Source organism: Cobetia sp. MC34, assembly GCF_018340035.1.
GTDB classification, from domain to species: Bacteria; Pseudomonadota; Gammaproteobacteria; order Pseudomonadales; family Halomonadaceae; genus Cobetia; species Cobetia amphilecti.
The window spans coordinates 284,501-309,807 of the sequence record NZ_JADPPY010000001.1 but is presented as its reverse complement, the minus strand read 5'-3'; the positions used below and the strand labels follow the sequence as shown (position 1 = coordinate 309,807).

Sequence of the window (25,307 nt, the reverse complement as noted above, 5' to 3'; positions counted from 1 at the left end):
ACATGGCACCGTCGTTCGTTTTACCGGAACGACGCGAACGGTCTTATCCTCGATCGGTCAGGCGCCGGCCGCAGAAGTATCCGGCCAAGAAAAATGCCAGTCAGTGTTAACTGACTGGCATTACCGCAATGCGGGGCCTTGGACGATCGATAGCGCTTGCGTGCGTGAGGTCAGACTACCTGTCGCAGGCGTTGACTCGCACGGGCTCTGGCGTTGACCAGTGCTCAGCCATTGATCGGAGCGGAGTCGATCTTGCGCTTGGCGGGCTTCTTGGCCGGCGTGCCGGGTTCGATCACGAAGTAATCGGCGTCGGACGGCGGCAGCGGCGCGCGGCCACGAATCTTGTCGGCCATCTTCTCGGCCAGCATGATCGTCGGCGCATTCAGGTTGCCGGTCGGGATGACCGGGAACAGCGAGGCATCGACGACGCGCAGGTTGTCGAGGCCATGCACGCGACCGGCACCATCGACCACTGAAGTCTCGTCGCTACCCATGCGGCAGCTGCCACACGGGTGGTAGGCGGTCTCGGCGTGGTTGCGCACGTACTCGTCGAGCTCGGCGTCGGTCTGCGCCTGGGCACCCGGTGCCAGCTCGCGGCCGCGGTAGGGGTCCAGCGCGGGCTGGGCGATGATCTCGCGGGTCAGGCGGATGGCGGCGCGGAACTCTTCCCAGTCACGCTCCTCGGCCATGTAGTTGAAGAAGATCGACGGCGCGGCCTTGGGATCGAGTGAGGTCAGGCGCACGCGGCCCTTGCTCTGGGAGCGCATCGACCCGACGTGCGCCTGGAAGCCGTGGCCCTGCACTGCGCTCTTGCCGTTGTAGCTGATCGCGATCGGCAGGAAGTGATACTGCAGGTTCGGCCAGGCTTCGTTGTCATCGCTGCGAATGAAGCCGGCGGCCTCGAACTGGTTGCTGGCGCCGACACCGGTGCCCTTGAGCATCCATTCCAGACCGATGGGCGGCTGGTTGTACCACTTGAGGGACGGATACAGCGAGATCGGCTGGGTGCACTCGTACTGGATGTAGAGCTCCAGGTGGTCCTGCAGGTTCTCGCCCACGCCCGGCAGGTGGTGGACCATCTTCACGCCCAGCGGCTCGAGATGTTCACGGTTGCCGACGCCGGAGCGCTGCAGGATCTGCGGCGAGGCGATGGCGCCGGCGCACAGCAGCACTTCCTTGCGCGCACGCACGCGGTGGTCCTGGCCCTTGCGCTCGTACTTCACGCCGACCGCCGTCTTGCCTTCGAACAGGATGACGTCGGTGGTGGCACGCGTCTCGATGGTGACGTTGGAGCGCTTCTTGGCGGTATCCAGATAGCCGCGCGCGGTGGAGGCACGACGGCCTTCCTTGGTCACGAAGCGGTCCATCGGGCCGAAGCCTTCCTGCTGGTAGCCGTTGACGTCTTCGGTGGCTGGATAGCCCGCCTCGATGCCTGCCGCGATGAAGGCGTGATAGAGCTCGTTGTTGCCCTGCTTGGGCGTGGTGACCGACACCGGGCCGTCGCCGCCATGGTAGTCATTCGGGCCGATATCGCGCGTCTCGCACTTGCGGAAGTAGGGCAGGCACTCACGATAGTTCCAGTCGGCCAGGATGGGGTCCTTGGCCCAGTTGTCGTAATCCAGCGCGTTGCCGCGGATGTAGCACATGCCATTGATCAACGAGGAGCCGCCCAGACCCTTGCCGCGGCCACATTCCATGCGACGGTTGTTCATGTGCGGCTCGGGATCGGTCTTGAAGTCCCAGTTGTAGCGCTGACCCTGCAGCGGGTACGCCAGCGCGGCGGGCATCTGGGTGCGGAAGTCGAAGCGGTGGTCGCGGCCACCGGCTTCCAGCAACAGCACGCTGACATCGGCGTCTTCGCTCAGGCGGGTGGCCAGCACGTTGCCGGCGCTGCCGGCGCCGATGATGACGTAGTCGTATTCACGCTCGAATTGGCTCATGGAAGGTCCTCTCGTATCGGGTGCCACATGCGGGCACATGACGCCCCGTTCACGACGGGGAGTGGCCACTGCCGGGCTGCTGGATACGTTTGCTTGTCTGTGGTGAGTCGTCGGGGCACCGCATGACAGCAAGCTGCCATCGAGGGCTCAACGACTCATCGGGATTCGGGCACTGCGCGCGGCGCTGGCGAGCGACGCGGCGTGCAGCCGGCATGGCGAGTGTTCGACATGCCGGCAGGTGGGGCATCTGGCGCCTGGTCTTGCTTAGGTCCGGTGCTTGAGGCCCGGTCTTGAGGGCCGGTCTTGAGGGCCGGTCTTGAGGGCCGGTCTTGAGGGCCGGCACTTCAGCCTCTGGCGCCAGAGGGTGCTGCTGTCATCAGGCCTTGTGGCCAGTGATGGCTCAGAAGGCGGACTCGAACGGACCCATCTCGATCAGCACGGACTTGGTCTGGGTGTAGTGAGACAGCGTCTCGACACCGTTCTCGCGACCGATACCGGACTGCTTGTAGCCGCCGACCGGCATTTCGGACGGCGACTCGCCCCAGGTGTTGACCCAGCAGATGCCGGCTTCGAGCTGGTGAATCACGCGATGCGCGCGGTTCAGGCTCTCGGTGAACAGGCCAGCCGCCAGACCGTAGGTGGTGTCGTTGGCGCGACGGATGACTTCCTCTTCGCTGTCGAAGGACAGGATGGACATCACCGGACCGAAGATCTCTTCCTGCACGATGCGCATGTCATCGCTGCAGTCGGTGTAGACGGTCGGTGCGACCCAGGCGCCCTTGGCGAAGTCGCCTTCGCTCATGCGCTCACCGCCGATCAGCAGACGTGCGCCGTCCTGCTTGGCGATCTCCAGATAGGAGACGACCTTGTCCAGGTGCTCGAAGCTGACCAGCGGGCCGAAGGTGGTGGCGCGGTCCTGCGGGTCGCCGGCCTTGATGCGCGCGACGCGCTCGACGATCTTGGCTTCGAAGGCATCCTTGACGCTGGCTTCGACGAACACGCGGGTACCGTTGGTGCACACCTGACCGGAGCTGTAGAAGTTGGCCATCATGGCGCCGTCGGCGGCACGGTCGAGATCGGAGTCGGCGAACACCAGCAGCGGGGACTTGCCGCCCAGCTCCATGGTGACTTCCTTGAGGCTGGAAGAGGCGGACGCGGACATGACCTTCTTGCCGGTGCCGGCTTCCCCGGTGAAGGAGATCTTGGCGATATCCGGGTGCTCGGTGAGCATCACGCCGACACGGGCATCGCCCTGCACGACGTTGAACACGCCGTCCGGCAGGCCGGCTTCGGTGAAGATCTCGGCCAGCTTCAGTGCGCTCAGCGGAGTGACTTCGCTGGGCTTGAAGACCATGGCGTTGCCGGCGGCGAGGGCCGGGGCAGACTTCCAGCAGGCGATCTGGATCGGGTAGTTCCAGGCACCGATGGCGCCGATGACGCCCAGCGGCTCCTTTCGGGTATAGACGAAGGCTTCCTGACGCAGCGGCATCTGGCTGCCTTCGATGGCCGGCGCGAGGCCCGCGTAGTACTCGAGTGCATCGGCACCGGTGACGATGTCGACCGCTTCGGTCTCGGACAGCGGCTTGCCGGTGTCGAGTGTCTCGAGCAGCGCCAGTTCGTCGTTGCGCTCGCGCAGCAGGTCCACGGCGCGACGCAGGATGCGTGAACGCTCCATGCCGGTCATCGCGGCCCACACCTTCTGACCCTGCAGGGCGTTTTCGACGGCGGTATCGACGTCGGCACCGCTGGCCTGCTGGATCTCGGCGATGACTTCGCCGGTGGCCGGGTTGACGGTCTCGAAGGTCTCGCCGGAGGTAGCCTCGACCCGACGGCCACCGATGTAGAGGGTCTGGGTCGGGAAGCTTGCGTTGCCGTTAGCCATGCGTGCGCTCCTTACTGGGTTCAGGGGAAGTGGGGGAGTCTGTCGCGTTCAGGGATGCTGCCATGTGACGTGTCAGCTGGTAGTCGACATATTCGTAGGCGAGGCGGCGTGCGCGCTCGACATCGAGGCCGGTCGGGTCCAGCGTACCGCGCAACCACAGGCCGTCGATCAAGGCGGCCAGTCCGGCCGCGGCATCACGTGCCTCGTTCAGCGGCATGCAGCGGCGGAACAGGGCACATAGATTGGAGATCAGCCGCCTGTCGTTGACCCGCTGCAGGCGTTCCAGCGGAATGCGGTGCATGCTGGAGGCCCAGAAGGCCAGCCAGGTCTTGGAGACGCTCTGGCTGACCTGGCTGCGGTCAAAGTTGCCATCGATCACCGCGCGCAGATGGCTGCGGACGTCATCGTCGGCCAGTGCGGCGCGACGCTCACTGACGGCGCTGCGCAGGTCAGTGAGAATCTGGCGCATGGTGGCTTCCATCAAGCCATCCTTGCCGCCGAAATAGTGGCTGATGATGCCGGTGGACACACCTGCGTGACGGGCGATGCGGGCCACGGTCGCGTCGGCGAGTCCTGCCTCATCGATGGCTTGCATGGTGGCCTGGATCAACTGGCGGCGGCGGATAGGTTCCATTCCCACTTTGGGCATCAACGGAGTCCTTTTCGTATATCGGGTCGGTGTGACACTTGGTGTGGCCATGGTACTGGATCATCACCGGTTTGCCGCGAGCGCTGCACCATGCTGTCGTGTGCAAAGTTTTTATTGAACGTTCAATTAACAAAAAGTGTAGAGGCTGGTTCCCGATGCGTCAAGTTGAGGCAAGGCGGGGCAGCCGGAAGCAGTCAGGGGGCGGTCAGAGGACGGTCAGGGATGGTCAGGAGGGAGAGGCGCACGAGGAATCGACAGCAGGTGGCGGCCAGCGACAGGCGGGCGTTCAAGACTGTGGGTTGGCGAGGCCGGTTGGTAAAAGCGCTACAGTGCGGTAGAACATGGAGGGGCAGCATGTCGATCTCAACGTAGGTTGAACGTTGCGCCGATGGTCGAGAGTTGAATGACAACGAACAATAAAACAAGGGGTTAGCATGAAACGATCACCTGGTAAGGTGCTGTTGGCACTGGGCGTCATCGCCGTGCCGGTCATGGCGAATCAGGCCCAGGCCGCCGTGACGGAAGAATGTCGCACGGTACGTTTCGCCGAAGTCGGCTGGACGGACATCACGGCAACCACCGCCCTGACGCGTGCCGTGCTGGAGGGGCTGGGCTATGAGACGACGTCTGACACCATCTCGGTGCCGATCGCCTATGCCGGCATGAAGAATGATGACTTCGATGTCTTCCTGGGCAACTGGATGCCGTCGATGGCCTCCATCAGTGACCCTTACATCGACAAGGGGCAGGTCGATCGCCCGCGCGCCAATCTCCAGGGTGCGAAATACACCCTGGCGGTGCCGCAGTATGTACTGGATGCCGGCGTGACCTCGGTGGCGGACCTTGCCGACAACCTCGAGAAGTTCGATGGTCGCATCTACGGAATAGAGGCGGGCAACGATGGCAACATGATCATTGCCGACATGATCGATGACGACGCCTTCGGCATGGGCGAGTTCGAGATGATCGACTCCTCGGAAGCCGGCATGCTGGCGGAAGTGAAGTCGAAGATTGCCGCCAAGGAATGGGTGGTGTTCCTCGGCTGGGAACCGCACCCGATGAATACCCGCTTCGAGATGGGCTATCTGGAAGGGGCCGATGATTACTTCGGGCCGAATCTGGGCGGTGCGACGGTGTATACCAATACCCGCGCGGGCTACAGCGAGGCATGCACCAACGTCGGGGCCCTGCTTTCCAATCTCGAGTTCACCCTGGAGATGGAAAACCAGCTGATGGGCGACATCATGGATGGCGGCGAAGACCCGGATGATGCGGCGGCCAGTTGGCTCAAGCAGAACCCGCAGGTGCTGGAGGCCTGGCTCAAGGGAGTCGAGACCGTGGAGGGTCAGCCTGGCCTTGCCGCGGTGAAGACATCGCTGGGGATCTGATCGGCCCGTTGGGCTCGTCTGTTGGGCTTTTGATAAAAAGTGCTTGCAATTCAGCAGCCTGACCTGCAATATACGCCTCGTCGTGTGGCTACATAGCTCAGCTGGTTAGAGCACATCACTCATAATGATGGGGTCCCCTGTTCAAATCAGGGTGTAGCCACCAGTGATTCCAAGGCCTGCATCCGTGCGGGCCTTGTCACATCTGGATGTCGCTTCGTGCGCTTTCGGAGGTGGATCCGGCAGGAGGAATCGAACGAGTTCTGCGGTGGTCTGAATGGCCGAAGGTGGTTGACGCCATTGAGTATTTCCGTATAATTCGTCGCGTGTTCAAGGTTGTTCCTCGATAGCTCAGTTGGTAGAGCAAATGACTGTTAATCATTGGGTCACAGGTTCGAGTCCTGTTCGAGGAGCCAATAGCACATGCAGCATGCTTGAAATGTCAGCCTGATAGCATCCATGATGATGTCACTGACAGATGGATTTCCGGTCGTTCCTCGATAGCTCAGTTGGTAGAGCAAATGACTGTTAATCATTGGGTCACAGGTTCGAGTCCTGTTCGAGGAGCCAATCCAAGGCTTCCTGCCAATGCCGGAAATGACGCTGATAGATGAGTTCCTCGTCGTCAGTTTCGATATCGCCCTGATATCGATCGATATTTTGTTGTTCCTCGATAGCTCAGTTGGTAGAGCAAATGACTGTTAATCATTGGGTCACAGGTTCGAGTCCTGTTCGAGGAGCCAATATCACTTCCCTGCTTCCCCTCGTGTTCTCTGCTGGTCGCACCATCGCTGCCTGAGCTTTGCTTGTTGGCTCTGCGCCTGACTCCTATTCGCAAGCCCTGTTCATCAGTTCTGCGTCTGAGCGCTGCTCGCAATCCTTGCTTGTCAGTTCTGCTCGCCAGTCCGCTCCTGCTCCGCATCTTGCTTTGGTGTTTCGTGCTGCTTCGGCATTTCGTGCTTTCTGCCTCGAGAGCGTGTTCCCGCGTCGCCAGCATTCTGCTGTCATCCTCTGCGCGGCAGCTGCCTGGCGTTGCGATGCATGCCATTCCGTTTTTGCTGCTACGTTTTCTGTCTTGTCGTTGCTTCGTATGTGTTGCTGCCTGGGTGTTGTGGTGCGCGCGTTGCTGCCTCGCGCGGCCGTGATGCTGCGTGCCACAGACTTTCTTTGTGGCATGAAAAAAGCCCCTGCGCTCGGTGTTGCATGAGAGCAGGGGCCTTGGCGGTCGACCAGCTTCGTCAGACGCGGGTCATGGTGTGAGTCACGAGAGTCTAGCGATCACCGGTGAGGTGGGCGTAGTCGAGCAGGATCTCGGCACTTTCCTGAAGCTGGGCCTGATCGATCGGGTCCTTGGCTTCCTTGTCGCTGCTGCCTTCTTCGATATCGGCTTCCTGCTGCGGGTCACTCTCGGGGGAAGAGATGTGGTCGCTGGCGGCATCGAGTTCGGCAAAGCTTGTCAGTGGCTCGAGGTTGAGGGCACGACGGCGCTTGTTTTCCAGTGCCAGCTGCTCGGCTTCCTGGGCATCCATCTCGCGTTTGCGCTGCTCACGATTGAGGCTGATGCTGGTCTGCTGCGCGCGCAGTGCCTTTGACAGTGCGACTTCGCTCTTCAGGTAGCTGAAGTTGGGGTCCTGTTCGACGCGGCTCTGGTGGCGGGCGCGCAATGCGGCCAGATAGCGTGCCGGATCACCGTAGCGGCGATACTTCACCGGGCGTACCTGGTCCCAGGGTAGCGCGTAGTCGAGGCTGGATTCGCCGATCTCCTGCGGGTCGATGACGCTGGGGAAGGCGATGTCCGGTTTGACGCCCTTGTTCTGGGTCGAGTCGCCGGAGATGCGATAGAACTTGGCGCGGGTCAGCTTGATCTCGCCTTCGCTCAGCGAGGAGATGGTCTGCACCGTGCCCTTGCCGAAGGTCTGGCTGCCGAGTATCGGGCCGCGGCCGTAGTCCTGGATCGCACCGGCGAAGATTTCGGACGCCGAGGCCGAGAGGCGGTTGACCAGCACGGTCAGCGGGCCGTCATAGTGGGTACCGGCGTCGGTATCACCGTAGAGGCTGATGCGGCCGCGTGCATCACGCACCTGCACGGTGGGGCCGCGATCGATGAACAGGCCGATCATCGAATTGGCTTCCTGCAGGGCGCCGCCGCCGTTGTTGCGCAGATCGAGAATGATGCCTTCCACCTGCTTGGCCTTCAGTTCGTCGATCAGGCGTGCCACGTCGCGGGTGGTGCTGCGGTAGTCGTCTTCACCGGCCTGCCAGGCATCGAAATCGACATAGAAGGCGGGCACATGAATGACGCCGATCCTGTGGATGCCGTCATCGCGCTTGACGTCGATGACCTTGGCATTGGCGGCCTGGTCCTCGAGCTTGACGGTATCGCGGGTGATATCCAGTTCACGCGTCTTGGTGACATCCAGCGACTGGGCCGGAATCACTTCCAGGCGCACGACGGAGCCCTTCGGGCCGCGGATCAGGTCCACGACGTCATCCAGGCGCATGCCGACCACGTTGGTCCACTCGCTGTCGCCCTGACCCTGGCCGACGGCCACGATGCGGTCGGCCGGCTTGAGCTCGCCATCCTTCTCGGCAGGGCCGCCGGGCACGAGACTCGAGACCTTGACGTATTCGCCTTCGGATTGCAGCAGGGCGCCGATGCCATCCAGCGACAGCTTCATCTGGATATCGAAGGATTCGCCCTGGCGCGGCGAGAAGTATTCGCTGTGCGGGTCGATGCTGCCGGTCACGGCATGCATCACCAGCGTCAGGATATCTTCATCGTTGGTCTGCTTGATGCGCTTGAGCTGGTTGGAATAGCGCTCGCTGAGCGTCTTGGCGATCTCGTCATCGCTCTTGTCGGACAGCGACATCGACAGCCAGGCATTCTTGAGGCGCTTGCGCCACAGCTCGTCGAGCTCCTGCTCGCTATCGGCCCACGGGCTGTCCTTGCGGTCCAGCGCCAGGCGATCGTCCTTGTCGAAATCGAAGCTCGGCTTGGCGTCCAGTGTCTTCACCAGCCAGGTGAGGCGTGCGGTGAGGCGTTGCTGATAGCGCTCGTAGAGGCCATAGATACGCTCGAGATCACCATCGACCATGGCGTCGTCGAAATCGTGACGCAGGTCGCTGAACTCGCTGATGTCCGCATCCAGCAGATAGGCTTTCTGGGGGTCGAGAGTCTTGAGGTATTGCGTAAAGGCGCGGTTGGCCCAGTGGTCATCCAGGGTCACATCTTCGTAATGCCCATAGCGCAAAGACTCGGCAACTTCGCGAGCAGCCTGTGCATCGGCGTCAGTAGGGGTGACCGCGGCACTGGCAGGGCCGGCCATGGCAAGACACAGGGCAACGAATGCCGTGCGCCGGACGTTTGCGAACAGGCTCATCAATGAAGCACTCCCGATTCATGTACACTCTGCTCCCTGAACGACCTCCCCGCAGGGGGTCGAGCGGGCATTGTAGCAGTCTCACGCACCATACACAGTTGTCTGGCGTTGATGCGTTGGGGTTGTGAAAACTCGGTCAGCGCAGGGCTTTGGCTGGCATGCCGCGCTTCTCGACGCCCCGCTGAATGGTGACTGGATGGCAGTCATGTCATCGAAGGGTCGTCACAGGTTTTCCCCATCATGTTTCTTCTTATACAGTGCCTTGCATATATCTTCGAGGACCAGACGCCATCATGACTCATGCGATTGCGGATTCCCGCGTTCCCGCGCTGCTCGACTTCCTGTCTTCTTCTCCCACGCCGTGGCACGCGACGGCTTCCATGGCGCAGCGTCTTGAACAGGCGGGCTATCGTCGCCTCAGCGAGACGTCTTCCTGGCAGCTGGCGCCTGGTGAGCGCGCCTATGTCACGCGCAATGATTCCTCGTTGATTGCCTTTCAGCTCCCGAAGGGTGATACGTCGCTGAGCTCACTTCGGATGATCGGCGCGCACACCGATTCGCCCTGTCTGCGCCTTAAGCCCAATCCGGCACAGGCCAGTCAGGGCTGGTTGACGCTGGGCGTCGAGACCTATGGCGGCGTGTTGCTGAGCACCTGGTTCGATCGCGATCTGGGCCTTGCGGGCCGCGTCCAGGTGCGGCATGCGGACGGTCGTCGCGAGACGCTGCTGCTGACGGTCATGCGTCCGTTTGCCTGCGTGCCGAGCCTGGCGATCCATCTGGATCGTGACGTCAACAGCGGGCGTGCCATCAATGCTCAGACCCAGATGTCAGCCGTGGTCATGCAGTTGGGGGAAGAGGCCGGGACGCCCGCGGAGGCCTTCAATACGCTATTGATCGAGCTGATCGAGGAGCAGCACGGCGTGCGGGTCGCGGATGTCGTCGACTTCGAGTTGGGCCTGCACGATCTGCAGCCGGCGGCGCAGTCGGGGCTGAAAGGTGAGTTGATCACCAGTGCGCGCCTCGACAATCTGCTGTCCTGCTTCGTCGGTCTCGAGGCGCTGCTGGAGGCCGATGGCAGTCAGGGGGCGCTGTTCGTCACCACCGATCATGAAGAAGTCGGCAGTGCCAGCGCCTGTGGTGCCCAGGGGCCCTTCCTGGCCGATGTGCTCAAGCGCATCAATCACTACGTCGGCTTGGACAGCGAAGAAGGCTATCAGTGCCTCGTGCAGCGCTCCTTGATGATTTCTTGCGATAATGCCCACGCCGTGCACCCCAATTTCGCGGACAAGCATGATGCGGGGCATGGGCCGAAGTTGAATGCCGGGCCGGTCATCAAGGTCAATGCCAATCAGCGTTACGCCACCAACAGCACCACGGCCGGGCTGTTCCGCGAGATGTGTCGCGAGCAGGATGTGCCGGTGCAGACCTTCGTCAGCCGTGCCGACATGGGCTGTGGCAGCACCATCGGGCCGATCACCGCCAGTGAGGTGGGGGTGCCGACTCTGGATGTAGGGCTGCCGCAGTGGGGCATGCACTCGATTCGTGAGACATCCGGCAGTGCCGATGTCGCCATGCTGATCAAGGTGCTGGTAGCCTTCTGCAATCGCGAGCAGCTGGATTGAGTCGAGCCGGATTGTGCTGAGAGAGCGGGCGCGTAGCGTAATATCGTAAAAAGACGAGCCTGGAAAAAGGGCGGCCTGCGGGTCGCCCTTTTTGATGCCTGCGACCTGGATCGAGGGCTGCGGCGCAGGGCGCCGGATGCGCGAGTCTTGCGTATGGATCGCGCACAACGAAAAAGGCCTGACTGCAAGCAGTCAGGCCTTTCGAATCTTGGTTGGTGGCTACACCCTGATTTGAACAGGGGACCCCATCATTATGAGTGATGTGCTCTAACCAGCTGAGCTATGTAGCCGTCCAACGGAGGCGAATATTACGGATTTCCCGTGATGTTGTCAATGCATCAGCGCGAAAAAGTGGCAGGGAATTCATCAGGCTAGCGTCCCGGCCGCGCAGCGAGGGCATCAGGTAGGCTGTCGGAGAGAGTGCCGGGTATCGCCTCTCGCGAGATGGCGCGTGCGATGAGGTCGCCACTGGCGCAGGCCAGCGTGAAGCCAAGGCTGCCATGGCCGACGTTCAGCCACAGATTGTCCGGGCTGTTCGCTTGCCGGGGACGGCCGAGGATCGGCGGCCCCTTGGGCGTACTGGGGCGCAGTCCGGCCCAGGGAGTGGCCTGCGCGAAATCGCCGGCTTCGGGGAAGGTATCGCTGGCCAGCTTGCGCAGGGCGGCAATGCGCTGCTCATCCAGTTCGGGGTGGAAGCTGTCGCGTTCCCGCTGGCCGATATCCACCATCGCCGCGACGCGCAGCTGGCGTGATGCCGACGACTCCAGGTCGGCATAGACCACCTTGCGTGCCGAGTCGGTGACGCTGATGCGCGGCGCGGCCGTCTCCGGGGTGTCAGCTGTCAGCGCCAAGGTGAGGCTATAGCCCTTGAGTGGTTGCAGGGGCAGGCGGATGCCAAGGGGGCGCACCAGCTCGGCGGCATGATTGCCGGCCGCTATGACGACCTCTTCGACGGCGAGGCATTCTCGGCGGCCATCAAGGTGTCTGAGCTCGAGCTGCGCGATGCGACCGTTGCGTGCGCTCAGCGCGGCGACGCGCGTGTTGGCGATGCGCGTGTAGCGCCCGGAGGCCTGCAGCTTGCGCTCCAGCGCCTGACAGAAGGCATGGCAATCCGCCGTCTCGTCCGAGGCGCTGAAGATGCCGCCCGACAGGTGGACTTGCTGATGGGCCAGTGAGGGCTCCAGCGCGATGCATTGGCGCGCATCGAGCACCTGTTGGTCCTGCGGGGCGACGCGCGCGGCGGCCGCCTTGTCGAGCACCTTGGGATCACGATGGATCACCAGCTTGCCGCGCTGCTGCCAGGCGAAGTCGCCGAGCGCATCTCGAGTGCGCCACTCGCTCATGATCGCCTGGCTGTGCAGCGCCAGCGAGAGCATCTGCGCTGCGCTGGTCTGATGCGTGCGGTGATTGCAGGCGGCCACAAAGCGGGCCATCCAGCGCCATTGTGCGGGGTCCAGGTTCGGGCGCAGTTTCAGCGGTGCCTCATTGCCTGCCAAAAGCCACTTGATGGCCTGGCGGGGTACGCCGCTATCGGCCAATGGCGCCACATAGCGATAGCTCAGCTGGCCGCCATTGGCGTGGCTGGTCTCGCTGGCGACCTCGGCATGGGCGTCGATCAGGGTCACGCAGTGGCCGGCGCGCACCAGGGCGTGGGCACTGGCGAGGCCGATCACGCCGCCTCCGATGACGGTCACGTGGCGTTGCATGCTGGGCTCCCGGGTCGTGAAGGTCGTGTTTCGTTGTGTTCGAGCTTGCCGGTCGCTTGCGTGAGTGGCGAATGAAAAGGATGTGCCGCGCCATAACCCGAGGTTATGGGGTAACCTGATGCGCAGGCGCTAAAGTACGCCCTCAAGTAAGCCCTCTAGACAACCGGACAGGGAGATAGCGCATGCGGCTCAGGGACCTGGAGATCTTTCACGCCGTCCTGCAGGCCGGCAGCGTGACCGGTGCGGCGCGGTTGCTGCATATCTCCCAGCCGGCGGCGAGCAAGGCGCTGCAGCAGGTCGAGCGCCAGTGGGGCATCACGCTGTTCACGCGCAGTGCAGGGCAGCTTCATCCCACCAAGGAGGCGCGCAAGCTGGAAGCGGCCAGTCAGGGAATGCTCGGTCAGCTGGATGATGTGAGACGGCTGGTCGATGGCTTGCGTGAGGGCGAGGCACGCACGCTCAAGGTGGTGGCGACGCCTGCCATCGCCCAGCAATTGCTGCCGCAGGCGCTGGGTCAGTGGCGCCGGCGTCAGCCGCGAGTCAGCTGTGAGCTGGCGACCCAGCATACCCGCGAGATCGTCGATGCCCTGTTGCTGCATGAGGTCGATATCGCCTTCACGCTGAGTGCGCCGACGCATCCTGCGCTGATGACGCGTCCGCTGGTGCGCATGCCGCTACTGGTGCTTGCGCCTGAAGGGTATTGGGCACAGGACTGTCACCAGGCGCCGATGACGGTGGCGGAGCTTGCCGGTCAACGCCTGATCGCGCTGGGAGCGCACGACCCGCTGGCGCGGCGACTCGATGGTCTGCTGGCGAGCGTGGCGCAGGAAGCTTCAAGCGCTTTGCCATCTTCACCGCGCATCGTGACGCGTGTGCAGACCTATCCACTGGCGGCGGCGCTGGTTCAGGCGGGGGAGGGGTTGGCGGTGGTCGATGCGCTCACGGCGCATGCCGCCACCACGGAGCGCGGCTTGAGCGCTCGTCAGCTGCCCCAGGCGGGTGAGCTGGTGCTGAGTGCCGTGTGGCGACGCGAGGCGGGGCGTTCGCGGCTGGCCCAGTCGCTGGCAGATCAGCTCGCCAGGCAGGCCGCGCAGTGGCTGCAGGTGCCGCTGGCAGAGCCCTCAGCGCCTTGATCGGTGCCCCTGATTGAACCGTTTGCCGCACCACAACGCAGAACGGCCCTGACCTCGTGAGAGATCAGGGCCGTTCTGTCAGGACAGGCTGTCAGGGCAACAGGTGGGCCCAGACGTCGCCGGGCACCGGTGAGCCATCAGACATTGAAGCGGTAGTGCACCACGTCGCCATCCTTGAGGATGTAGTCCTTGCCTTCCAGGCGCCACTTGCCGGCATCCTTGGCGCCTTGCTCGCCCTTGTAGGCGATGAAGTCATCATAGGAGATGACTTCGGCACGGATGAAGCCTTTCTGGAAGTCGGTGTGGATGACACCAGCGCCTTCCGGTGCGGTAGCGCCGATCTTGACGGTCCAGGCACGCACTTCCTTCACGCCAGCGGTGAAGTAGGTCTGCAGACCCAGCAGCTCGTAACCGGCGCGGATGACGCGGTCCAGGCCCGGCTCTTCCATGCCCAGCTCGTCGAGGAACATCTCGCGCTCTTCCTCGTCCAGCTCGGCGATCTCGGCTTCGATCTTGTTGCACACCGGCACGACGCTGGCGCCTTCGTTGGCGGCAATGCCGCGCACGATATCGAGGTAGGGATTGTTCTCGAAGCCTTCCTCGCTGACGTTGGCGATGTACATGGTCGGCTTGAGGGTCAGGAAGCCGAAGCCGCGCACGATCTTCAGGTCGTCATCGCTGAGACCGAAGCTGCGCAGCGGCTGGCCTTCGGCCAGGTGCGGCTGGATGCGTTCCAGCACGGCCTTGGTGGCGATGGCTTCCTTGTCGCCGCCCTTGGCGACACGGGCCAGACGCTGGATGCTGCGCTCGACGCTGTCGAGATCGGCCAGGGCCAGCTCGATGTTGATGGTCTCGATGTCGGCGGCCGGGTCGACGTGGTTGGCGACGTGGATGACGTTGTCATCCTCGAAGCAACGCACCACGTGCGCGATGGCGTCGGTCTCGCGGATGTTGGCCAGGAACTTGTTGCCCAGACCTTCGCCCTTGGAAGCGCCCGCGACCAGACCCGCGATGTCGACGAATTCCATGGTGGTCGGAATCACCTTCTCTGGCTTGACGATCTCGGCCAGCGCGTTCAGGCGAGGGTCAGGCATCGGCACGATACCGGTGTTCGGCTCGATGGTGCAGAAGGGGAAGTTCTCGGCGTCAATGCCAGACTTGGTCAGTGCATTGAAGAGAGTGGACTTGCCGACGTTCGGCAGGCCGACGATGCCGCAATTGAAACCCATGGCGCTAGATCCTGGTATGACGTATCGAATGGGGCGTGGCACTGGCAGTCGTCTCGACCAGCAGGCTCTGAGTGCACAGGCACTGGGCATGCGGGGAAACGAGTGGGCAGGCACGGAATGAAGACAGGCGGGAAGTGTAAGGCCTCATGCCGCCGAGGTCATCCATTGGGCGCATGTCGCGCGACAAATGATGCCTTTTGCTGCTGATCGCGTGGCGAGACGCGCGCACGCAAGCGAGGTGATGCGCTGAGCGAATCACCGAAATTCGGAGAGGGGTGATACCGGGTGATGCAGAGGTTCAGCTCTTGAAGGAATGCAGGCGATTCATGGCCCGTGCCCATTCGCCACTGATGGCGTCGGGGAGGGTCATCACCACTTCGTCGATGGCGTCGTCGATGGCCTGGCGTTCAGCCTTGCCGGGACGCCCGAGCACGAAGTTGGTCACCAGCTTGGCATTGCCGGGGTGGCCGATGCCGATGCGGGCACGATGGAACGACTTGTCGTTGCCCAGTGCACTGATGATGTCGCGCAACCCGTTGTGACCGCCATGGCCGCCACCCTGCTTGTAGCGGGCGGTGCCGGGGTCGATGTCCAGCTCATCGTGGGCGACGAGCAGTTCATCCGGGGCGAGCTTGTAGAAGTTGCACAATGCGGCCACGGCCTGACCGCTGCGATTCATGAACGTCGATGGGAACAGCAAATGCAGATCCTGACCGGCGAAGTGGACCTTCGCGTACTGGCCATGGAACTTGCGTTCCGGACGCAACGTGGTGTGACCGTGGCGCGCAAGAGCGTCAAGGAGCCAGACGCCGGCATTGTGACGGGTGTCTTCGTATTCGTTCCCCGGGTTACCGAGGCCGATGATCGCTTTCACTCGTGACATGCGCTGTCTGGCTCCTTGATCAGGCTGCGTTATTCTGCAGCAGGTGCTTCTTCGCCTTCAGCAGCATCTTCTGCGTCAGCAGAGATGTTCGGACGAGTGACGTTGACCACAGCGGTGTCGTGATCGGCACCGTGGGACAGGGCAACGGACTCTGCGCCTTCCGGCAGAGCGATGTCGGACAGGTGCAGGGTGTGGCCAACTTCCAGCTTGGACACGTCCAGCTCCAGGTATTCCGGCAGGGCTTCCGGCAGGCAGCTGATTTCGACGTCAGTCGCCAGGACGTGCAGGACGCCGTCCTGGTCCTTGACACCGACACAGGCTTCCTGACCAGTGATGTGCAGCGGCACGTTCATGGTCAGTTTGTGGGTCGGATCGATGCGCAGGAAGTCGACGTGAGTCAGCAGCGGCTTGAACGGGTGACGCTGCAGGTCACGGATGACGACTTTCTCGGTCTTGCCCGCAACATTCAGGGTGATGATGGAGGAGTAGAACGCCTCATCGTCAACCGCCTTGTACAGGCTCGGCTTGTCGATCATGACCGGAGTCGGGGCCTGGTCGGCACCGTAGATGATGGCCGGCACGAAGTCGTTCGTACGACGCAGGCGGCGGCTCGCACCTTTCCCCAGGTCTTCACGAACTTCAGCATTCAGTTTGAACAGTTTCATTTTGCAGATACCTCAAGGGTCTAATGAGAATCCGGTAGCCCCCGCGACCAGAGCGCTACCGGATCCATGAGGCCGGCCCGGAGATTTCCGGGCCGGCCGCTTGTCGGCAGATGACGGATCATCTGCCGTTGTCAGTGCCTCTTCCCCGAGCAGCGGCGAGCAGGGCCCGCCGACAGGACTCAGTGGAACATGGCGCTGACGGATTCTTCATTGCTGACGCGACGGATCGCCTCGGCGATCAGGCCAGCGACTGTCAGCTGGCGGATCTTGCCGGAACGACGCGCGGCGTCGGACAGCGGGATGGTGTCGGCAACCACCACTTCGTCGAGGACGGAGTTGGTGATGTTGTCGACCGCCGGGCCGGACAGGATCGCGTGGGACGCATAGGCCACGACGCGGTTGGCGCCATGATCCTTGAGTGCCTCGCCCGCCTTGCACAGGGTGCCGGCGGTATCGATCATGTCATCGACCAGCACGCAGGTGCGGTCCTTGATATCACCGATGATGTTCATCACCTGGGCCTGGTTGGCCTGGGGACGACGCTTGTCGATGATGGCCAGCTCGCAGTTGAGCTGCTTGGCGATGGCACGGGCACGTACCACGCCGCCCACATCCGGGGAGACGACGATCAGGTTGTCATAGTTCTGACGTTCGATGTCGTCGAGCAGGATCGGTGAGCCGTAGACGTTGTCCACCGGCACATCGAAGAAGCCCTGGATCTGGTCGGCATGCAGGTCCATGGTCATGACGCGATTGACGCCAGCCTTGACCATCATGTCCGCGACCACCTTCGCCGAGATCGGCACGCGAGCAGAGCGCACGCGGCGGTCCTGACGGGCGTAGCCGAAGTAGGGAACGACCGCAGTGATACGCGCCGCAGACGCACGACGCAACGCGTCCACCATCAGGATCAGCTCCATCAGGTTGTCGTTGGTCGGTGCGCAGGTGGACTGCATGATGAAGACGTCCTTGCCGCGAACGTTTTCGTTGATTTCTACCGCAATCTCGCCATCGCTGAACTGACCGACGGTTGCATGGCCCAGGCGGGTATCGAGGGCTTCAGCTACCTTGCGGGCGAGAGCGGGATTGGCATTCCCCGCGAATACCATCAGTTTTGACACGCGCAGCCACCTTTGGAGTCTTGTGGGATCTCGGGAGTGGAGAATTCCGGGTTGACCGGGAACGGCCAGGATTGGCTGGGGTACCAGGATTCGAACCTGGGAATGTCGGTACCAGAAACCGGTGCCTTACCACTTGGCGATACCCCAGCAACGTTCACTTCAACCAGTTGCTGTGCTCAGGCCGAAGCCAGAGCGGCATGTAGAGGGGAGATATTGCAACCGCGTGCCGAGAAGGCGTGCCACATCGGGCGCTCGAGTTCGAGTCGACCCAGCACCTCGCTGGCCTGTCGTGCGTCGTCAAACGCACAGAACACACAGGCGCCGGTGCCCGTCAGTCTGGCGGTGCCGAACTGGTCCAGCCAGTCCAGGGCGTCGGCGACTGCCGGGTACAAAGTGCGCACCACGACTTCACAGTCGTTGCGGCCCCCCTGCAGTGCGCGCGCCATACTAATCGCGAGGCTGGAACGTGTCAATTGCGGGTGGCCGAACACGGCGGGTGTCGCGACCTCGACACCGGGGTGGATCACCACGAACCATGGGGTGTCCAGCGGGGCTGGCACCAGGCGTTCACCGATGCCTTCGGCCCAGGCGGCGAAGCCGCGCACGAACACCGGCACATCCGCGCCAAGCGACAGCCCGAGCTCGGCAAGGGCGTCTTCGCCAAGCTCGAGGCCCCAGAGTCTGTCCAGTGCCAGCAGGGTCGTGGCGGCGTCGCTGCTGCCGCCCCCCAGGCCGCCACCCATCGGCAGCACTTTCTCTAGCGTGATATCGACACCGGGCAATGCGGTGGGTGACGCGACCTTGCCCTGCGCGTGTGCGGCTTCTCGCAGCAGGCGCGCGGCGCGCACGATCAGGTTGGCCTCTTCGGGCACGCCTTCAATAGGCGGTGAGAGGCGGATGGCCTCATCGTCGCGCAGCGTGAAGCTGAGGCTGTCGCCGTGCTCGAGAAACTGGAACAGCGTCTGCAGCTCGTGATAGCCATCGGCACGCTGGCCCGTGATATGCAGCATGCGGTTGAGCTTGGCTGGGGCGGGCAGGGTGAGAGTCATGGTCGATGCGGATGCGGATGTGGATGCGGCTGTCGGGGTCGTCATGGAAGAAGGAGAAGGTGTCACGATCACAGCGCCTGCCACTGGTTGACGATGAGCGTGGCGGTGAGGTCGCCGTAGTAGAGCTTCATCTTGCGCGGCAACCACAGGCCTTCGGCGCGGGTCCAGTCCTGATAGTCCACTTCCCAGCCGTCCTGGTAGAGGGTGGTCGGGAAGCCCAGCTCATCTGCCTCGATGTCATGCTCGCCAGCGGCCGGTACGCCGCGCACCCAGTTGTCGAGGGCGCCCAGCGGCAATGACCAGCCCAGTTGCGCCAGCATCAGGCTCTCGGCATCCGGGGCCTCGAAGTCACCCTCGGAGGAGGAGAGGCGCACACCATCGGCGTCGCGCACCAGGGTCGTGCGCCCAGCACCTAGCGGGCCGGTGATCAGCATGTGGTAGTCATCGCCGTCCTGCTGCCAGTCGAGGTTGGCGCTGTGGCCTTCCTCGGGGGTGCGGATGCCTACCTTGCCTGCCAGCTGCCAGTGAGTCAGGGCGGCAAGTTGTGCATCCTGTTGCTGCCAGTCGCCGTCGCTGCGCGTCAGATCACCGGCATTGTCGCTGGCCATCTGGCTGGCGCAGCCGCTGAGTACCAGTGTCATGGCCAGCAGGGCTGGCCCGAGCAGACGGCGTGCCTGGCTCAGCAGGGGAAGTGACAGGGGAGAAGTGATCATGACGCGAAGGCCTTCCGGATGGCGAGAAGATGAGTGACGGTGAGTGAGACTCCACTCACTGACGAGTCAGGATAATGGACTCGCCAGTGGGCAGAAAGTGCCGGGTAGCGTGGCAGTGCCCTTCAGGGCGCGTCGACGACCGGGCGCAGCTCGGGGATGTGCTGGAACAGGGCTTCGAGCTCGCTGGCTTCTTCAAAGCGCTCGCTCAGCTCTACCGCCAGGCCGCGGGCTTCATCCTCGCGGCCCAGCGCCCACAGCACCTCGATGAGATGGGCACCGATCTCGGCATCCTGCTGCTGGGCCCAGGCGGCTTCCAGCGGTGCCAGCGCATTGTCGAGGTCGTCGGTCAGATAGCGGCCCCAGCCGAGGCTATCCAGAATGGCCGCGTCGTCGGGCGACAGCGCATGGGCGCGCTCGATCAAGGCCAGTGCTTCCTCGAGGCGGTCCGTCTCCACCAGCAGGGTGTAGCCGAGCGCGTTGTAGGCGCTGGCGTTGTCGGGCTCCAGCGCGATGACTTCCCGCAGGTCTTCTTCCATGCCGCCCAGCTGATCATCTTCCAGGCGGCGGATGCCACGCAGGAACAACAGGCTGCCCAGCTCGCTTTCCAGCGTGTTGCGCGTATCGGCCTCCTGGGCGGCGATGGCTTGCGCAAGTGCCTTGCGGCGCGTGGTGATGCTGCTGCTGAGCAGGGCCTCGGCCTCGGCATGCGCCTCCTGGGAGTCGAGCAGGTCGATCTCGAAGCTGAGCAGCGTCATGGCATGACGCGGATGGCGCAGGCGTTCCACGGCCAGGAACTGGCGGGCCTCGTCCGTGCGTTCATGTTCGACCAGCAACTGGGCGGCACGGGCGCGGCTGGAAATGTAGCGCTCGCCGTCCGGCACCTGACGGTAGTAAAGGATGGCGTTGTCGACATCGCCGCTGGACTCGGCGGCCAGCCCCAGCAGGGCATAGGCGGCGTCCGGCACCGGGTCTTCGTCGAGCAGCGGCAGCAGCAGGCGATGGGCGTCCTCGGGGGAATCGGCATCAAGATAGAGGCTGGCCAGCGCCAGGCGCAGACGTGGCGCGTTGGGATGGCGGGTGATGAGGCTGTCGATGCGCTCGCGTGCGGCGTCCAGATCGCCGCTGGCCAGTTCGGTCTGCGCGGCGCTCAGGATCAGGCGGCTGTCATCGGGAGCGATCTCTAGGCCTCGGGCCACCGCGCGCCGCGCCGTCTCGAGACGCCCCGCGCTGCGTTCGATCTCGCTGCGCGCCAGCCAGAGCTCTGTCAACGTGGCGTGAGCGCTTTCCAGGCTCACCAGGCGTGCACGCGCTGCTGTCTCATTGCCCAGCGCTGCCTCGAACAGTGCCGCGGCAATCTCGGGCATCGGCTGCTCGGGATACTGGGCGATATGCGTCTCCAGCATCGCCAGCAGGGGTTCGAGCTCGGCGCCGGCATCGATCGCCTGCTCGGCCAGGGTCGCCAGATTGCCATTGCCGCCACTGGCGGTGAGCATCAGGCGCTGCTCGAGCGCGGCCTGCCAGTCGCCTCGCTCGACTGCCAGGCGGGCGCGGATGATGCCGGGCTCGCTGGCGGACTCATCGAGTTGCTGCCAGCGTTCGGCGGCGCGCTCCAGCAGAGCTGGGTTGTCGGCGAAACGGGCCGCGAGCACAGCGCGTCGCGCCAGTTCCGGGTCATCGAAGTGACGGCTGGCGGCCAGATAGCCATTGGCGGCACGGGGATAGTCACCGCGCTGTCCGGCGAGTTCGGCGCTCAGCAGCTGATTGAGGCTGTCGGCATCGAGGCCCTGCTGGATGGGCGGCGCCGTGGCCAGCGGGTCGGGCTGCGCCATCAGGGGCGCGGAGTCGCTCATCGACTGACAGCCGGTCATGCCCAGCAGCAATCCGCCCACGACGCAGGACTTCCATCCGGCGCGCGGGCGACGGGGGGCATCAAGGCAGGCGTGCGCGTGCGGGGGGCTATGTTCAGCGGCAGTCGAAGCGTGCATGCAACCTCGCGTTTGTCAGTGGGAGCAGGATGAGGGAACGGGGCGGTCGAGCCGCAGGCCGGGTCATGCGCGCAGTGTGGCGCTGACGACGGCGTCGTGTCTCGCAGCATAACGGCTGGCGGCGAGCGGGGATAGCGTTGCCGATGCAAGCAAGTGGCATGACCCACCGGTCACCTCGTATGCCGACAGATACGCCGCGCGGGCTGATAGCGATAGCCTGCCAGCATCATGGAAAATCCTCATCGGCTGCGACATGCTGCGGGGTCGCGTGGTACAGACGCTGTGGTAGAATGAGCGCGCTAATATTACGATCTCAGCCGCTTCGGCAGCCCTGTGTGCCTTTATGTCAGCCGCCTTTGTCCCCATTGAGTCGACAGGTGTAAAGGCACCGAGCCTGCGCGGATTACCTGCTGTCCTGGCCTTGGCCTCGCGGCAGGCCAGCACCGAGAGCCGCCTGACATTGACGCCGATTCCTGCCGGCCAGACCCTGACGACTGACTCCATGACCCTTCTTGCCCTTGGCATCAATCACCGCACCGCCGCCGTTGACGTGCGCGAGCGCGTTGCTTTCACGCCTGCGCAGCTCGATGCCGCGCTGGGCGAATTGAAGCGCCTGCCGGCGGTCTCCGAAGCGGCGGTGCTGTCGACCTGCAACCGTACCGAGCTCTACTGCGTGACCAGCGATGGCGCCAAGTCGGTGCTCGAGTGGCTGGGGCGTTTTCATCGCCTGCCGGTGGAGGAGCTGTCGCGTTGCAGCTATCAGCACCTGGGAGAAGAGGCGGTACGCCACCTGATCCGTGTCGCGGTGGGGCTGGACTCGATGGTGCTGGGCGAGCCGCAGATTCTGGGCCAGCTCAAGGACGCCTATCAGTTCGCGCGCAACTCGGTGGGGCTGGGCGGTGAGCTCGAGCAGCTCTTCCAGCATATCTTCCAGGTCGCCAAGCAGGTACGTACCGAGACCGGTATCGGCGAGAACCCCGTCTCGGTGGCCTACGCCGCCGTCAGCATGGCCAGCCACATCTTCGATGACTTCTCGCGGGCCAATGCCCTGTTGATCGGTGCCGGCGAGACCATCGAACTCGTCGCGCGCCATCTCAAGGAAGCGGGCATCGCCAACCTGTGCATCGCCAACCGCACCGTATCGCGCGCCGAGCGTCTGGCCGATGAGCTGGGCGGGACCGCCATCGGCCTGGAAGGCATTCCGCATGCCCTCGAGAATGCCGATATCGTGATAGCCTCCACCGCTTCCCAGCTGCCGATTCTCGGCAAGGGCATGGTGGAACGCGCGCTCAAGAAGCGCCGCTACAAGCCGGTGTTCATGGTCGACATCGCCGTGCCGCGCGATATCGAGCCGCAGGTCGGTGACCTCGACGACGTCTTCCTCTATACGGTCGATGACCTGCAGGAAGTGATCGACGAGAATCGTCGCCACCGCGAGCTGGCCGCTGCCCAGGCAGAAGAGCTGATTCGCCAGGGCGTCAACGCCTGGTTGCACCTCAAGCGGGTGCGCAGTGGCGGCGAAGTCATCAAGCGCTACCGCAGCCATGGCGAGCAACTGCGCGCCGAATGCGAGGCGCAGGCGCTGGCGGAGCTCGATCAGGGACGCGACCCCCAGGAAGTGGTCGCGCAGCTGGCACGCCAGCTGGCCAATCGCTTCATGCATCACCCGACGCTGGCACTGCGCCAGGCCTCGGGAGACGATCGCCAGGATATTCTTCAGACGGCCCAGACGCTTCTGCTCGCGCCGGCTGATTCATCACAGGACCCTTCATGAAAGACAGCCTCATCACCAAGCTCGACACCTTCCATGACCGCTTCGAGGAGATCTCCGCACTGTTGTCGGAGCCCGAAGTGATCGGGAACCAGGCCAGGTTCCGCGACCTGTCGCGGGAGTATGCCGAGCTTGAGCCATTGATCGAGGCATGGCGCCGCCATCGCGGCCTGAACGAAGACCGTGACGCCGCGCTGGCGATGGTGGAGGACAGTGATCCCGAGATGCGCGACATGGCGCGAGAGGAAGTCCGCGATACCGATGCGGCGCTCGAGACGCTGGAAGCCGAGATCACCCAGCTGCTGATTCCGCGTGACCCGGATGACGGCGCCAACGTCTTCCTCGAGGTGCGCGCCGGTACGGGCGGTGACGAGGCGGCGCTGTTCGCCGGTGACCTGTTCAAGATGTATTCGCGCTACGCCGAGCTCAAGGGCTGGAAGGTCGAGACCGTCAGTGCCAGCCACGGCGAGCACGGCGGCTTCAAGGAAGTCATCGCCCGCGTGAAGGGCGAGGGCGTCTACTCGCGCCTCAAGTTCGAGTCCGGCGCGCACCGCGTGCAGCGCGTGCCCGCCACCGAATCCCAGGGGCGTATCCATACCTCGGCCTGCACCGTGGCGGTGATGCCCGAGGCCGATGAAGTCGGTGACGTCGACATCAATCCGGCCGACCTGCGCGTGGATACCTATCGCAGCTCCGGCGCCGGTGGTCAGCACGTCAATACTACCGACTCCGCGATTCGCATCACCCACCTGCCCACCGGCGTGGTGGTGGAGTGTCAGGACGAGCGCAGCCAGCACAAGAACCGTGCGCGCGCCATGTCACTGCTGGCGGCGCGCCTCAAGCAGGCCGCGGTGGACACCCAGGCACAGGCCACCTCCGATGCCCGTCGCAAGCTGGTCGGCTCCGGTGATCGCTCCGAGCGCATCCGGACCTACAACTTCCCGCAGGGGCGTCTGACCGATCACCGCATCAACCTGACGCTCTACAAGCTCAATGAAGTGATCGCCGGCCAGCTGGACGAAGTGATCGAGCCACTGGTGGTGGAATACCAGGCCGATCAGCTGACCGCACTGCAGGAGCAATAAGGTGAGAATCGATGTCACCCTGGCAGCCGCGACTGCCCGTCTGAGCGAGGCGGGCAGCGATTCTCCGCGTCTGGATGCCGAGTTGCTGCTGGGCGAGGTAATGGGACGAGAGCGCACCTGGTTCTACACCTGGGGCGATCGTGATCTCGAGAGCGAGGCCGGCGCCGAGGGCGTGGCACGTTTCGAGGCGCTGCTGGCGCGTCGCGCCGAGGGCCATCCCGTGGCACATCTGCTCGGGCGGCGTGAATTCTATGGCCTGACGCTGGCCTGTTCACCGGCCACACTGATTCCGCGCCCGGACACCGAGGTGATGGTGGAATGCGCGCTGGAACTGGCCGAGGCCACCAGCGGTAAGCTGCTGGATCTCGGCACCGGTACCGGTGCCATCGCGCTGGCCTTTGCGCGTCATCGCCCGCAGTGGCAGGTGCTGGGAGTCGATCTCATCGAGGAAGCCGTGCAGCTTGCACGCGACAATGCCGAGCGTCTGGCGATCGCCAATGCCGAATTCCGCCAAAGTGACTGGTTCAGTGCCGTCACCGAGAGCGGCTTTGCGCTGATTACCGCCAACCCCCCTTATCTGGCCGATGATGACCCGCATCTCGCGCTGGGCGATGTGCGCTTCGAGCCGCGCTCGGCGCTGGTCGCGGCCGAGGCAGGGCTGGCGGACTTCCTGCATCTGATCGCCACTGCGCCGCAGCACCTGGCCGCAGGCGGTCACCTGATGCTGGAGCATGGTCTCACCCAGGGCAATGAAGTGCGCGAGGCACTGCGTGCCGGCGGCTTCATCGACGTCGAGACCCTGGAAGACCTGGGCGGGCGCGAACGCATCACGCTGGGCAAGCTGACCTGATGCTCGCCGGGCACCGTCTAGCGGTGCCCGTGTAGTGGCGCCCGTGCGTGGTCCCCGCTGACATCCTCGCGCATGGCACCCCTGTAGTGCATTCCACCGTTTTCAGTGGAGTCTGCGTGGAATCCTCGTCACAGTGCCGCCAGTGAAGGCGTATCCCCTGTTGGCCGGGTATGATAGTAATGAACCTGCATGATTGGCATGGTCATCTGATAACCCCCTTGTTATCCGACGGCCTGACTGCACGGAAGCCAGGAGCACG

At 63.7% G+C, this 25,307-nt stretch carries 18 protein-coding genes and 6 tRNA genes; 10 read left to right on the top strand and 14 right to left on the bottom strand.

Going from position 1 to position 25,307, the window contains the following annotated elements; genetic code table 11:
- Positions 1-224: 224 nt before the first annotated feature.
- The 3 genes from betA to betI all read right to left on the bottom strand — a co-directional run bounded on the left by betA (position 225) and on the right by betI (position 4,471).
- On the bottom strand, positions 225-1,940 hold the full coding sequence (gene betA / locus IZU87_RS01370; protein ID WP_192838318.1) for a choline dehydrogenase: 1,716 nt from the start codon (positions 1,938-1,940) through the stop codon (positions 225-227).
- Between the two features lie 400 nt (positions 1,941-2,340).
- The gene (gene betB / locus IZU87_RS01365) at positions 2,341-3,822 is read right to left on the bottom strand and encodes a betaine-aldehyde dehydrogenase (RefSeq protein ID WP_213113438.1); all 1,482 of its coding nucleotides are present in this window, start codon (positions 3,820-3,822) and stop codon (positions 2,341-2,343) included.
- Positions 3,815-4,471 carry a transcriptional regulator BetI gene (gene betI, locus IZU87_RS01360; protein WP_043335913.1) on the bottom strand — a complete coding sequence of 219 codons (657 nt, stop codon included), beginning with the start codon at positions 4,469-4,471 and terminating at the stop codon, positions 3,815-3,817. The genes betB and betI overlap by 8 nt, the downstream gene beginning before the upstream one ends.
- Before the next feature lie 434 nt (positions 4,472-4,905).
- Between betI and IZU87_RS01355 the strand changes: the two genes are divergently transcribed.
- The 5 genes from IZU87_RS01355 (at position 4,906) to IZU87_RS01335 (ending at position 6,599) form a co-directional block, all read left to right on the top strand.
- Positions 4,906-5,859: a choline ABC transporter substrate-binding protein gene (locus IZU87_RS01355; protein ID WP_439329793.1), complete on the top strand. Its 954-nt coding sequence runs from the start codon at positions 4,906-4,908 to the stop codon at positions 5,857-5,859.
- Between the two features lie 86 nt (positions 5,860-5,945).
- Positions 5,946-6,022 (top strand) — tRNA-Met (locus tag IZU87_RS01350).
- Between the two features lie 174 nt (positions 6,023-6,196).
- Positions 6,197-6,272, top strand: a tRNA-Asn gene (locus IZU87_RS01345).
- Between the two features lie 78 nt (positions 6,273-6,350).
- Positions 6,351-6,426: transfer RNA gene (locus tag IZU87_RS01340), tRNA-Asn, on the top strand.
- 97 nt (positions 6,427-6,523) lie between these two features.
- Positions 6,524-6,599 (top strand) — tRNA-Asn (locus tag IZU87_RS01335).
- 528 nt (positions 6,600-7,127) lie between these two features.
- Here IZU87_RS01335 and IZU87_RS01330 read toward each other — a convergent pair.
- Complete coding sequence (locus tag IZU87_RS01330) at positions 7,128-9,236, bottom strand: carboxy terminal-processing peptidase (protein WP_213113437.1); 2,109 nt, start codon at positions 9,234-9,236, stop codon at positions 7,128-7,130.
- A 293-nt stretch (positions 9,237-9,529) separates the two neighbouring features.
- Between IZU87_RS01330 and IZU87_RS01325 the strand changes: the two genes are divergently transcribed.
- Positions 9,530-10,858 (top strand): M18 family aminopeptidase, encoded by a 1,329-nt coding sequence (locus IZU87_RS01325; RefSeq protein ID WP_107335451.1) that lies wholly within the window; start codon positions 9,530-9,532, stop codon positions 10,856-10,858.
- Between the two features lie 213 nt (positions 10,859-11,071).
- Here the strand turns inward: IZU87_RS01325 and IZU87_RS01320 are convergent.
- Both IZU87_RS01320 and IZU87_RS01315 read right to left on the bottom strand, forming a co-directional pair.
- Positions 11,072-11,148 (bottom strand) — tRNA-Met (locus IZU87_RS01320).
- Between the two features lie 81 nt (positions 11,149-11,229).
- Entirely contained in the window at positions 11,230-12,564 is a 1,335-nt protein-coding gene (locus IZU87_RS01315) for a D-amino acid dehydrogenase (protein ID WP_213113436.1), read from the bottom strand.
- A 182-nt stretch (positions 12,565-12,746) separates the two neighbouring features.
- On the opposite strand from IZU87_RS01315, the gene IZU87_RS01310 reads away from it, so the two are divergent.
- Positions 12,747-13,697: a LysR family transcriptional regulator gene (locus IZU87_RS01310; protein ID WP_213113435.1), complete on the top strand. Its 951-nt coding sequence runs from the start codon at positions 12,747-12,749 to the stop codon at positions 13,695-13,697.
- Positions 13,698-13,834: 137 nt separating this feature from the next.
- Here the strand turns inward: IZU87_RS01310 and ychF are convergent, their stop codons facing one another.
- From ychF to IZU87_RS01270, 8 genes are all read right to left on the bottom strand, one after another.
- Complete coding sequence (gene ychF / locus IZU87_RS01305; RefSeq protein ID WP_107335448.1) at positions 13,835-14,926, bottom strand: redox-regulated ATPase YchF; 1,092 nt, start codon at positions 14,924-14,926, stop codon at positions 13,835-13,837.
- Positions 14,927-15,224: 298 nt separating this feature from the next.
- Complete coding sequence (pth, locus tag IZU87_RS01300; RefSeq protein WP_043335900.1) at positions 15,225-15,809, bottom strand: aminoacyl-tRNA hydrolase; 585 nt, start codon at positions 15,807-15,809, stop codon at positions 15,225-15,227.
- A 29-nt stretch (positions 15,810-15,838) separates the two neighbouring features.
- Positions 15,839-16,474 carry a 50S ribosomal protein L25/general stress protein Ctc gene (locus IZU87_RS01295; protein WP_043335898.1) on the bottom strand — a complete coding sequence of 212 codons (636 nt, stop codon included), beginning with the start codon at positions 16,472-16,474 and terminating at the stop codon, positions 15,839-15,841.
- A gap of 179 nt (positions 16,475-16,653) precedes the next feature.
- Complete coding sequence (locus IZU87_RS01290) at positions 16,654-17,595, bottom strand: ribose-phosphate pyrophosphokinase (RefSeq protein ID WP_172978614.1); 942 nt, start codon at positions 17,593-17,595, stop codon at positions 16,654-16,656.
- A 72-nt stretch (positions 17,596-17,667) separates the two neighbouring features.
- Positions 17,668-17,742, bottom strand: a tRNA-Gln gene (locus IZU87_RS01285).
- Positions 17,743-17,771: 29 nt separating this feature from the next.
- Positions 17,772-18,644 (bottom strand): 4-(cytidine 5'-diphospho)-2-C-methyl-D-erythritol kinase, encoded by an 873-nt coding sequence (gene ispE / locus IZU87_RS01280; protein WP_131431347.1) that lies wholly within the window; start codon positions 18,642-18,644, stop codon positions 17,772-17,774.
- Positions 18,645-18,712: 68 nt separating this feature from the next.
- Entirely contained in the window at positions 18,713-19,357 is a 645-nt protein-coding gene (gene lolB / locus IZU87_RS01275) for a lipoprotein insertase outer membrane protein LolB (RefSeq protein ID WP_107335447.1), read from the bottom strand.
- A gap of 122 nt (positions 19,358-19,479) precedes the next feature.
- Complete coding sequence (locus tag IZU87_RS01270) at positions 19,480-21,246, bottom strand: tetratricopeptide repeat protein (RefSeq protein WP_213113434.1); 1,767 nt, start codon at positions 21,244-21,246, stop codon at positions 19,480-19,482.
- Positions 21,247-21,844: 598 nt separating this feature from the next.
- On the opposite strand from IZU87_RS01270, the gene hemA reads away from it, so the two are divergent.
- The 3 genes from hemA to prmC are packed head-to-tail and all read left to right on the top strand — an operon-like array spanning position 21,845 to position 25,048.
- Complete coding sequence (gene hemA, locus IZU87_RS01265; protein WP_043335883.1) at positions 21,845-23,116, top strand: glutamyl-tRNA reductase; 1,272 nt, start codon at positions 21,845-21,847, stop codon at positions 23,114-23,116.
- Complete coding sequence (gene prfA / locus IZU87_RS01260; RefSeq protein WP_213113433.1) at positions 23,113-24,198, top strand: peptide chain release factor 1; 1,086 nt, start codon at positions 23,113-23,115, stop codon at positions 24,196-24,198. The genes hemA and prfA overlap by 4 nt, the downstream gene beginning before the upstream one ends.
- Before the next feature lies 1 nt (position 24,199).
- Positions 24,200-25,048 (top strand): peptide chain release factor N(5)-glutamine methyltransferase, encoded by an 849-nt coding sequence (gene prmC / locus IZU87_RS01255; protein ID WP_213113432.1) that lies wholly within the window; start codon positions 24,200-24,202, stop codon positions 25,046-25,048.
- The last annotated feature ends 259 nt before the right edge of the window (positions 25,049-25,307 follow it).